The following is a 10,079-nucleotide window of genomic DNA, read 5'->3' as shown; positions in this document are numbered from 1 at the left end:
CGCGCCGCCGGGTCGGCGGCGGTCTGCCGGGTCTTCTCGGTGAGGTCGCGGACCTTCGTCTGCGCCTGCTGCCCGGCCTGCCCGGCCTTCTCGCGGGCGGTCCGCGCCGTCTGCTGCGCCGTGGCGGTCGTCTTCTGCCGCACCTCCCCGGCCTTCTCCTTCACGCGGGCCTTGACGTCGGTCCTGGCCGCGAGGGCCTCGACCGTCTCGCCCAGCTCCTCGCGCCGGCGGACGACCTGCTCCCGCAGCTCGTCCTGGTCCTGCCCCGCACCGGCGTGCGGGCCGGCCTGCCGCGCCTCGGTCCGCTGCTCCTCCGCGGTCCCGGGGACGCCGGTCGTCGGGCCCGTGTTCGCGGGGCCGGCACCTTCGGTGGTCATCGTCGCGCACTCTCCTTGATCTCGGTGACGTCCTGCTGGATCGACTCGATCGCCTGCTCGGGGACGGGGGAGCCCGCCTGGCGGACCTGGCCGCGGCCGAGCACGCCGAGCACGGCGGCCACGGCCAGCAGCACCGCTCCGACGATCAGTGCCGCCGCCCACACCGGCAATGCCAGGGCCAGCGCCGCGATCGCCGCGGCCACGAGCGCGCCCGCCCCGTAGAGCGCCACCAGCCCCGCCCCGCCGAACAGTCCGGCGCCCTTCCCGGCGTGCCGGCCCTTGTCCTTCATCTCCGCGACCGCGAGCCGCATCTCCGCCCGCACGAGCTGGGGGATCTGCTCGGCGGCCTGCTTCACCAGCTCGCCCACCCCCGGCTCCGAGCCGCTCCCTGGCGCCCGCTGCGTACTCATCGGCTCCCGACTCCCTGTGCCATCTCGGCTCCTCCCGGGCCGCGCCCGCGCCGAACTTTCGCCGATCCGTTCCCCGCGACACCGCGCTAAACGACCTGGGGGCGGTGAAACGACAGAAAAATTTGCCGGGCGGCAACCAAGGCCGTCCGGCGCAGGGGGCGGGCCGGGCCCGCGCCGACGGCTCCGGCGGGCGCTCCGCCGCCGTCCTATGACGCTTGTTGCATACAATCCGGCCGCTTGGTTCGTTCTAAGGCTGGAAATTTGCCCGGATCGCATGCAATCGTGGCCTCGACAAGCCCCGCGCACGAAGGATGGTGGCGATGGAACGGCTTACTCGGCGATCGCTGATGTCGGGACTCGGGCTGGCCGCGGGACTCACCGTCGCGGGCACCGTCCTGGACACCGCCGCGGGCACGGGCCGGACCGCGGCCGCGGGCGAGGGAGCCGGCGGCCGCGGCCGGGGCAGGCATCCGAGAGGAACCCGAATGAAGATCACCAAACTGGCCGGCGGGCTGCTGTTCCCCGAGGGCCCGGTCGCGCTCCCGAACGGCGACGTCCTCGTCGTGGAGATCCACCGCGGCACGCTCACCCGGGTCCGGCCGGACGGGACGACGTCCGTGGCCGCCGAGGTCGGCGGCGGCCCGAACGGCGCGGCGCTCGGCCCGGACGGGCGGGTCTACCTCGCCAACTGCGGCGGCCTGCGCCGCTTCGAGGTCGGCGGCTTCGTCTTCGCGGGCGGCATCCCCGACGACTACACCACCGGCAGCATCCAGGCCGTCGACCTCTCCGACGGCTCCGTGGAGACGCTGTACACCGAGGCGGACGGCGTCCAGCTCCGCGGCCCGAACGACCTGGTCTTCGACGCGCACGGCGGCATCTACTTCACCGACTACGGCAAGAGCGACGGCGTCACCGGCGACAAAGGCCGGCTGTACTACGCGAAGGCGGACGGCTCGTCCATCAAGCAGCTCGCCGGCGGGATGGAGGGCCCGAACGGCATCGGCCTGTCCCCGGACGGCAAGCGCCTGTACGTGAGCGAGACCTACACGGCGCGGGTCTGGTGGTGGGACGTCACCGCGCCCGGCGAGATCAAGGGCGGCCGGTCGCTCGGCGGCTCCGGCGGCGGCAACTTCCTCTACACCGCGCCCGACTACACCAACTTCGACTCGCTCGGCGTGGACGCGCACGGCAACGTGTGCGTCGCGTCCATGGTGCACGCGGGGATCTCGGTGATCGCGCCGTCCGGGAAGCTCGTCGAGTTCGTCGACATCGACGTGGACGACGACCCGGGCATCACGAACATCTGCTGGGGCGGGAAGGACATGCGGACCGCCTACGTGACGGCCTCCAGCACCGGCCAGCTCCTGAAGATCGAGAACTGGCCGCGGCCCGGCCTCAAGCTGAACTACCGGGACGCCTGAGAAGTGTGGCGTGGATCACATTGGCTGGGTGTCGCGTCCGGGCGGGGTCGTTTGTCCCATGGGCGTCGCCGGCACCGGAGCACTGACCGGCGGCCTGATCCAGGGAGGCTGACATGAGCAGCATCGAACACCGCGTCGTCGTGCTGGGCGGCGGCTACACGGGCATGATGGCCGCGATCCGGCTGGCTCACCGGGCCCGCCGCACCGGCGTCCGGATCACGCTGGTCAACCCGTCGGCGCGGTTCGTCGAGCGGCTGCGGACGCACCAGGTCGCGGCCGGACAGACGCTGGCCGAGCACCGGATCCCCGATCTGCTGGCCGGCACCGGGATCGGCTTCGTCCAGGGCACGGCCACCGCGATCGACACCGAGCACCGGACGGTGCGGGTCGAGGTCGACGGGGACGTGCGGGCACTGGCCTACGACACGCTGGTGTACGCGATCGGCAGCGCCGCCGACGTCAGCCGTGTCCCGGGCGCCGACCTGCACGCGTTCACGCTCGACGGCCCGCGGGCGGCACGCTTCGCCGAGCGGTTGCGCGACGTCGCGGCGGCCGGGGGAACGGTCATGGTGTGCGGCGGCGGGCTGACCGGCGTCGAGGCGGCGGCCGAGATCGCCGAGGCGCACCCCGGCGTGGCCGTGACGCTGCTCAGCTCGGACGAGCCCGGCGCGATGATGGGCCCGAAGGCCCGCGCGTACATGCGCCGTGCCCTGGACCGCCTCGGCGTCACCGTGCGGGCGGGCGTGCGGGTCGCGAAGGTCCTTCCCGACGCGGTCGAACTAGAGGGCGGCGACACCCTCCACGCCGACCTCTGCCTGTGGACGGCGGGTGTCACGGTCGCCCCGCTGGCCCGTGACGCGGGCATCGCCGTGGACGGCCGGGGCCTGATCGTGGTGGACGCGACGCTGCGCTCGGTCTCGCACCCGGAGATCCACGCGATCGGCGACGCCGCCGCGATCGACATGCCCTGGGGTCGCATCCACGGCACCTGCCAGAGCGGCATGCCCACCGCCCAGTACACCGCCGACACCATCGACCGGCTGGTGCGCGGACGCACGGTCAAGCCGTTCCGGTTCGGCTACTTCCACCAGCCGGTGAGCCTCGGCCGCCGCGACGCCGTCATCCAGTTCACCCGCGCCGACGACACCCCGCGCCGGGCTTACCTGAAGGGCCGCGCCGCCGTCCTCTACAAGGAGGCCGTCAGCAGCAGCCCGGTGAAGCTGTACCGGCTCAGCAAGCGGATGAACGTCACCGCCACCCTCTCCAAAGGCGGACGCGCCACCCGCAGGCCCGCCGCCTGACACCGGCCGGCGACCCGGCCGGACCGCGCGCCGGCCGGCGCGGCCCTGCCCGGTCTCCTGTTCCGATCAGTGCACCGAAAGCATGGACCCATGACCGACACGACGCCGGAACCGGATCCCTACCTCGAACACCGCCGGCTGCTGTTCGCCACCGCGTACCAGATGCTGGGCAGCGTCGCCGACGCCGAGGACGTGCTTCAGGACGCCTGGCTGGCCTGGAACTCCGCCGACCGTTCCGCCGTCCGGAATCCGAGGGCCTACCTGGTCCGGACCGTCACCAACCTGGCGTTGAACCGGCTCACCTCCGCACGGGCGACCCGGGAGGCCTACGTCGGCCCGTGGCTGCCCGAGCCGCTCCTCACCTCGCCCGACGCGGCCCAGGAGACCGAAGTGGCCGACACCGTCTCCACCGCGCTGATGGTGGTGCTGGAGACCCTCGGCCCCACCGAGCGCGCGGTGTTCCTGCTCCGCGAGGTCTTCGGGTACTCCCATGCCGAGATCGCCGGGATCCTGGAGCGGCCCGAGTCCACCGTCCGGCAGATCGCGCACCGTGCCCGCGAGCACGTCCAGGCCCGGCGGCCCCGCTTCGACGCCGACCCGGCACAGCGCGAGAAGGTCGCCGCCCGCTTCATCGCCGCCTGCTCGGGCGGCGACCTCAACGCGGTGATGGAGGTGCTCGCCCCGGACGTGACCCTCTGGTCCGACGGCGGCGGCAAGGTCACCGCCGCCCGCCGCCCCCTGCACGGCCTCGACCACGTCGCCCGCTGGATGCTCGGCGTCCTGGCCAAGCCCCAGTCGGCGGGTGTCGCCCTGCGGCCCGCCACCATCAACGGAGAGACGGGCGTGCTGTTCGCCCTCGGAGACACCCCCGTCGGCGCCGTGACCTTCGACCTGGTCGACGGCCGCATCCAGAACCTGCGCATGCAGCTCAACCCGGACAAGCTCAGGGGCCTGCGCCCCGACCTCCTCTGAGCGCCGAACGCCATGGACGGCGCTCGCCTCACCGGCACAAGCCCAGCCGTCACCAGGCCGGGCTATCCGGCGTTGGCCGCCTTGAGGATGCGGCGGGCCGTGCTCTGGATGTGGACCTCGTCCGGGCCGTCGTAGAGGCGGGCCTCCCGCGCGTGCCGGTACATGCGCGACAGCGGGAGGTCGTCGGTGAGCCCGGCCGCGCCGTGGACCTGGATCGCCCGGTCGATGACGTTGTGCAGCATCCGCGCGCCGACCACCTTGATCGCGCCGATCTCGATCCGTGCCTGGTCGCCCGCGTCGATCTGCTCGGCGGCCTGGAGCGTGAGCAGCCGGGACGCCTGGATCTCGGTGTAGGAGTCGAACACGTGCTGCTGCATGAGCTGCTTCGCCGACAGCGGCTCGCCGAACGCGACGCGGACGTCCAGCCGCGCGCACATCAGCTCGAACGCGCGCTGCGCCTGCCCGAGCCAGCGCATGCAGTGGAAGATGCGGCCCGGGCCGAGCCGGTCCTGCGCGATGACGAAGCCGTGCCCGCGCGGGCCGAGCAGATGGTCCGCCGGCACGCGGACGTCCTCGTAGGCGACCTCGTAGTGGCCGCCGTTCAGGCCGAGCACCGGCGTCTCGCGGACGATCCGGTAGCCCGGCGTGTCCGTCGGCACGACGATCATGCTGAAGGCGCGGTGCGGGGTCGGGCTCTCCGGCTCGGTGCGGCACATGACGGTCGTGTAGGCCGCCTGCCCCGCGCCCGTCGTGAACCACTTGCGGCCCCGGATCACCCACTCGTCGCCGTCCAGCTCGGCGGTCGTCTGGATGCCGGTCGGGTCGGACCCGGCGACGGACGGCTCCGTCATCGCGAAGCTCGGCGACACCTCGCCCGCGACGAGCGGGGCGAGGTAGCGCTCGCGCCACCGGGGGCTCGCGTACTTGTGCAGCATCAGCGAGTCCTGGAGCGTGAACGTGCCGAGCGCGAGCTGCCCCCACTCGCTGCGGCCCTGCACCTCGTTGACGTACACGTAGTCGAGGAACGGCAGGCCGCCGCCGCCCAGCTCGGCGGGGTGGCCGAGGGCCCACAGGCCCTCCTTCTTCGCCTGCCGCCGCAGGTCCAGCAGCGCCTCGCGGGACTCCTCGCCGCCCGCGTTGAGGACGGGCTCGGCGGGCTCGACCCGCTCGGTCATGAACGCGTGGACGGCGTCGCGGACGCCCCGGACGCGGTCCGGCACGGGGAACAGCATCACGCCCGCCCGGTGAGGTCGGCGGCGATGTCCCGGTTCCCGTAGCCCTCGGGCGCGGCGACCTCGACGACCGGCTCGTCCCGGTCGTCGAACTCCAGGCGCAGCGCCCGCGCCATCGTCGCGTGCATCTCGTACATGCACGTGATGTAGGTGAGCTGGAGGATCTCCTTGTCGGGCAGGTGCTCCTTCAGGATCTCGAACACCGCGTCGGGGACGCGCCCGCCGTCCAGCACCAGCCCGTCGGTGTAGGCGAGGACGGCCCGCTCCAGCCGCGAGTAGCAGTCGGCGGTCTGCCAGTGCGGGATCGACTGGATCTTCTCCTCGGCCATGCCGAGCGCCCGCATCTGCTTGCAGTGCTGGGAGAACACGAACTGGCTGCCGCGCGCCCACCCGGCCCGGCACTGGCCGAGCTCGCGCAGCACCGGGTCGAGGCTCGCGTTGCGGTAGAGCGCGAAGCCGCGGACGGCGTGCCGGAACACGTCCGGGTCCTGCGCGAAGACCGTCCACCAGTCGCCGGGGGAGCCGGTGGCGGTGCCGTGGTCGACGGCCGGGTCGCGGTCGGGGGCGAACAGGTGGTCGTAGAAGAAGAGAACGCGCTCGTCGGTGACCTCGGCGCGGGGGACTTCACGCAGTCGCGGCATGACGCTCCTTGGGGGCTGTACGGTCGGCGGCCGTCTTGGGTTCGTGCGAGACGTCGGCGTCGGTGAACTCCTTGGTCCAGCACGCGAACTCCAGCAGGATGCCGTCCGGGTCCTGGAAGTAGAAGGACCGGACGAACACGCCGTCGTCGAAGGTCCGCGCGATGCCGGCGGGGCTGTCGTCGTGGTTGAGGATCGGGCTGACCGTGACGCCCTTCTCCTTCAGCCGCTTCCGGTACTCCTCGAACCTCTCCGGCGGGACGTGGAACGCGACGTGGTTCATCGACCCGACGGCGCTGACCAGCTCGCCCTGCTCGGGACGGCCCGCGGGCGCGGACACGCCGGGCACCGGGTCCGGCGCGTCCGGGAACCAGAAGAACGCGACGCAGTCGCCGCCGCCGCAGTCGAAGAAGAAGTGCTGGCCGAGCCCGCCGGGCAGGTCCAGCGTCTTGATCAGCGGCATCCCGAGCACGCCGCCGTAGAAGTCGATCGTGCGCTTCATGTCGGACGACACGAGCGCGAGGTGGTTGATGCCGCCGAGCTCGAACTCGGTGTTCCTCCGGGCCGTCATGACACTCCCTCCTGGTGGGCGGCGCGCAGCTCGCGTTTGAGGATCTTCCCCGCGACGTTGCGGGGCAGCTCCGCGACGAACTCGACGCGCCGCGGGACCTTGTAGCCGCCGAGGCTCGCGCGGCAGGCCGCGACGAGGTCCTCGGCGGTGGCGGACGCGCCGGGCCGCAGCACGACGGCCGCGGCGACGGACTCGCCCCACCGCGGGTCGGGGACGCCGAACACCGCGGCCTCCGCGACCGCGGGATGCCGGTGCAGCGCCTCCTCGACCTCGCGGGACGCGACGTTCTCCCCGCCAGTAATGATCATGTCTTTGATCCGGTCGACGATGTAGACCATGCCTTCGGCGTCGCGGCGGACGATGTCACCCGTCCGGAGCCAGCCGTCGTGGAACGCCTCGGCGGTCAGCCCGGGCTCCCGCCAGTACCCCGACATCACCTGGTCGCCGCGGACGAGCATCTCGCCGGGCTCGCCGTCCGGGACGTCGGCGAAGTCCGCGTCCACGATCCGGATGTCGGCGGTGTCCATGCAGCGCCCGGCGGCGGCGAGCAGGTGCGTCTCGCCCGCGGCGGCGCGGCGGTGGTCGGCGGTCCCGAAGTACAGGATGTTCCCGCCGGTCTCGCTCATGCCGAAGCCCTGGTAGAAGTCGCAGCCGAGCACCTGCATGCCCTGCCGCAGCACCTCCGCCGGGATCGCGGACGCCCCGTACCCGATGGCCTCCAGCGTGCCGAGGTCGCGGTCCTCGATGCCGGGGTGTTGGAGCAGGAACGCGATCATCGTGGGGGCGAGGCCGGTCTGGGTGACTTCCCAGTCGGCGACGAGCCGCAGGAACGTCTCGTTGTCGTAGGACCGGACGATCCCGACCGTGCAGCCGCGCAGGTGGTTCACGAGGATCGCGTAACCGCCGACGTGGCACAGCGGGAAGCAGAACAGGAAGACGCTCCCGTCCGGGATCTCCCAGTGCGCGGCGGAGCTCGCGACGCCCGCGACGAGGTTGCGGTGGGAGAGCATGACGCCCTTGGGCGCGCCGGTGGTGCCGCTCGTGTACACGAGCCAGCCGAGCGCGCTCTCGTCCGGGCGGGGCGGCTCGGACGCGGGCGCGGCCCCGACGAGGTCGGCGTAGGCGCGGTCGCCGCCGCCGTCCAGGCCGACCACGGTCTTCACGGTGGGCATCGCGTCGCGGTGCTCCCGCATCGCGTCCAGGTACTCGCCGCTCACGACGAGCACGGACGCCTGCGCGTGGTCGGCGAGCGCGGCGATCTCGGCCGGGTGCAGCCGGTGGTTCAGGAACGCCAGCGCCATCCCCGCCGCGGGGACGCCGTAGTAGAGGTCGACGTACTCGGGCCGGTTGCCCGCGAGGACGGCCACGCGGTCGCCGGGCTCCGCCACCGTGAGCAGCGCGTTCGCGACCCTTCTGACCCGGTCGCGCAGCTCGGCGAAGGTGATCGTCTCCTCCTCGGACCGGATCGCGGGACGGGCGGGGTGCTTGCGGGCCGCGTACTCGACGATGTCGCTGATCAGCATGGCCGCCTCGGCATGCGGGTCTCCTCGGAGTTGACTTGACAGTCATATCAACTTTGCTCGATGCTCGGGATCCTGATCCTGGGAGCATCGGGTTGTCAACCCCGGGCGGGGACCGATGAGGAGGGACCACCAGATGAGCGGCGAAGCCGGCCCCGCGGACGCGGCGAAGACCGGGGCGGACGCCGGGGCGGCGCCGCTGACCGAGCGCGGCGCGCGGACCCGCGCGCGGATCGTGGCCGCCGCCCGCGAGGTGTTCGAGGAGCGCGGGTTCCTCGACACCCGCGTCGCGCACATCACCCGCCACGCCAAGGTGGCCTACGGGTCCTTCTACACCTACTTCCCGTCCAAGGAGGCGGTGTTCCTGGAGGTGGCCGACCGGCTCTTCCAGGAGATGACGCAGCACGACCTCCTCCCGGCCGCGGGCCCGTCGCCGGCCGCGCGCGTCCGCCGCGCCAACCGCGGCTACTACGAGGCGTACCGGCGCAACGCGAAGATGATGGCGATCATCGAGCAGGTCGCGACGTTCAACGTGGAGTTCCAGGAGCTGCGCCGCAAGCACCGCGCCGGGGCGATCGGGCGGTCCGCGAAGGCGATCGAGCGCTGGCAGCGCGCCGGGCTCGTCGACCCCGGGATCGACGCGGAGATGGCGGCCCGCGCCCTCGCCGCCATGGTCGACCACTCCCTGTACCTGTGGCTCGTCCAGGGCGAGGACGCCCCCGACACCCAGCGGCTCCTGGACACCCTCGACGACCTCACCATCCGGGCCCTCGGCCTCCAGGCCTGAGGTCCGTCCGGCGCCCCACCCCCGAAGGAGACATCCGTGGACATCGCCGACCGCTTCATCGCCGCGATCACCGCAGGCGACGTGGACGCGCTCCGCTCCCTCTACGCGCCCGGCGCGAGGATCTGGCACAACGGCCCGGGCGCGGGCGGCGGCGCCGAGCAGGGCGTGGACGACAACCTGCGGACGCTCCGCTGGCTGTCCCGCAACCTGCGCGACTTCCGCTACGAGGAGATCCGGCGTGACCCGCTGCCGGACGGCTACGTCCAGCGGCACGTCCTGCGCGGCGAGCTCCCCGACGGGACGGCGATCGAGATGGCCGCGTGCCTGTTCGTGACCGTGGACGGCGTGGACGGCGCCCCGCGCATCACCCGCGTCGAGGAGTACGCCGACACGCGCGGCAGCGACCCGCTCCGCGCGCTCGCCGCCGCCCAGCAGGCCGAGCGGGCAGAGCGGAAGCGGCAGACCGAACAGGTCGCGCAGGGCGAGCGGGTCGAGCAGGCCGAGCGGGTCGCGCAGGTCGCGCAGGGCGACCGGGTCGAGCGGGTTGAGCGGGCATGAGCGTGCGGAGCGGGTTCGTATCCGGTGCCGTCGCCGCGGGGCGCGGGGGGCCGTTCTCTCGGGGAGACGTGGCATGAGCGGCGGCCTGGATGGGGCGCTGGCCGGGGCGCTCGCCGGGTTGCTGTCGGCCGAGGTGACGGGGCTGCGGCGGCTGTCCGGCGGGGCGAGCCGCGAGACGTGGGCGTTCGAGGCGGACGGGCGCCCGCTCATCCTGCGCCGCGACCCGCCGCACCCGCCCGTCGCCGGCGGCTCGGGCGCGGGGGACACCGGCGCGGGGGACACGGGCGCGGAC

12 protein-coding genes are annotated in these 10,079 nt (G+C 73.0%); 6 read left to right on the top strand and 6 right to left on the bottom strand.

Features of this window, described 5'->3' with window-relative positions; translation table 11 throughout:
* Together E1300_RS43095 and E1300_RS43090 are read right to left on the bottom strand one after the other, a co-directional pair.
* Positions 1 to 377 (bottom strand): DUF3618 domain-containing protein (locus E1300_RS43095; RefSeq protein WP_131763055.1); only part of this gene is annotated, 377 nt, incomplete at its 3' end.
* Positions 374 to 787 (bottom strand): phage holin family protein, encoded by a 414-nt coding sequence (locus tag E1300_RS43090; protein ID WP_207400287.1) that lies wholly within the window; start codon positions 785 to 787, stop codon positions 374 to 376. The genes E1300_RS43095 and E1300_RS43090, both read right to left, overlap by 4 nt.
* 320 nt (positions 788 to 1,107) lie before the next feature.
* On the opposite strand from E1300_RS43090, the gene E1300_RS43085 reads away from it, so the two are divergent.
* The 3 genes from E1300_RS43085 to E1300_RS43075 all read left to right on the top strand — a co-directional run bounded on the left by E1300_RS43085 (position 1,108) and on the right by E1300_RS43075 (position 4,481).
* Complete coding sequence (locus tag E1300_RS43085; RefSeq protein ID WP_207400286.1) at positions 1,108 to 2,208, top strand: SMP-30/gluconolactonase/LRE family protein; 1,101 nt, start codon at positions 1,108 to 1,110, stop codon at positions 2,206 to 2,208.
* Between the two features lie 113 nt (positions 2,209 to 2,321).
* A complete protein-coding gene (locus tag E1300_RS43080; RefSeq protein WP_131763054.1) occupies positions 2,322 to 3,509 on the top strand; it encodes an NAD(P)/FAD-dependent oxidoreductase in 1,188 nt (395 codons plus the stop codon).
* 90 nt (positions 3,510 to 3,599) lie between these two features.
* Entirely contained in the window at positions 3,600 to 4,481 is an 882-nt protein-coding gene (locus E1300_RS43075; RefSeq protein ID WP_131763053.1) for an RNA polymerase sigma-70 factor, read from the top strand.
* Positions 4,482 to 4,543: 62 nt separating this feature from the next.
* Here the strand turns inward: E1300_RS43075 and E1300_RS43070 are convergent, their stop codons facing one another.
* From E1300_RS43070 to E1300_RS43055, 4 genes are read right to left on the bottom strand one after another with little or no spacing between them, the layout of a single operon-like run.
* Positions 4,544 to 5,713 carry an acyl-CoA dehydrogenase family protein gene (locus E1300_RS43070; protein ID WP_131763056.1) on the bottom strand — a complete coding sequence of 390 codons (1,170 nt, stop codon included), beginning with the start codon at positions 5,711 to 5,713 and terminating at the stop codon, positions 4,544 to 4,546.
* Complete coding sequence (locus tag E1300_RS43065; RefSeq protein WP_131763052.1) at positions 5,713 to 6,354, bottom strand: carboxymuconolactone decarboxylase family protein; 642 nt, start codon at positions 6,352 to 6,354, stop codon at positions 5,713 to 5,715. The genes E1300_RS43070 and E1300_RS43065 overlap by 1 nt, the downstream gene beginning before the upstream one ends.
* Entirely contained in the window at positions 6,338 to 6,922 is a 585-nt protein-coding gene (locus E1300_RS43060; RefSeq protein WP_131763051.1) for a VOC family protein, read from the bottom strand. The genes E1300_RS43065 and E1300_RS43060 overlap by 17 nt, the downstream gene beginning before the upstream one ends.
* Positions 6,919 to 8,445, bottom strand: a complete 1,527-nt coding sequence (locus tag E1300_RS43055; RefSeq protein WP_131763050.1) for a class I adenylate-forming enzyme family protein — start codon at positions 8,443 to 8,445, stop codon at positions 6,919 to 6,921. The genes E1300_RS43060 and E1300_RS43055 overlap by 4 nt, the downstream gene beginning before the upstream one ends.
* A gap of 133 nt (positions 8,446 to 8,578) precedes the next feature.
* On the opposite strand from E1300_RS43055, the gene E1300_RS43050 reads away from it, so the two are divergent.
* The 3 genes from E1300_RS43050 to E1300_RS43040 form a co-directional block, all read left to right on the top strand.
* Positions 8,579 to 9,229: a TetR/AcrR family transcriptional regulator gene (locus E1300_RS43050; protein ID WP_131763049.1), complete on the top strand. Its 651-nt coding sequence runs from the start codon at positions 8,579 to 8,581 to the stop codon at positions 9,227 to 9,229.
* A 36-nt stretch (positions 9,230 to 9,265) separates the two neighbouring features.
* Positions 9,266 to 9,787 carry a nuclear transport factor 2 family protein gene (locus E1300_RS43045; RefSeq protein WP_131763048.1) on the top strand — a complete coding sequence of 174 codons (522 nt, stop codon included), beginning with the start codon at positions 9,266 to 9,268 and terminating at the stop codon, positions 9,785 to 9,787.
* A gap of 73 nt (positions 9,788 to 9,860) precedes the next feature.
* Positions 9,861 to 10,079, top strand: a 219-nt coding sequence (locus E1300_RS43040) for a hypothetical protein (RefSeq protein ID WP_207400285.1), incomplete at its 3' end; no start/stop codon positions are given.

The sequence above is a fragment of the Actinomadura fibrosa genome (genome assembly GCF_900659615.1).
GTDB lineage: Bacteria > Actinomycetota > Actinomycetes > Streptosporangiales > Streptosporangiaceae > Spirillospora > Spirillospora fibrosa.
This window is presented reverse-complemented; position numbering and strand designations above follow the sequence as displayed.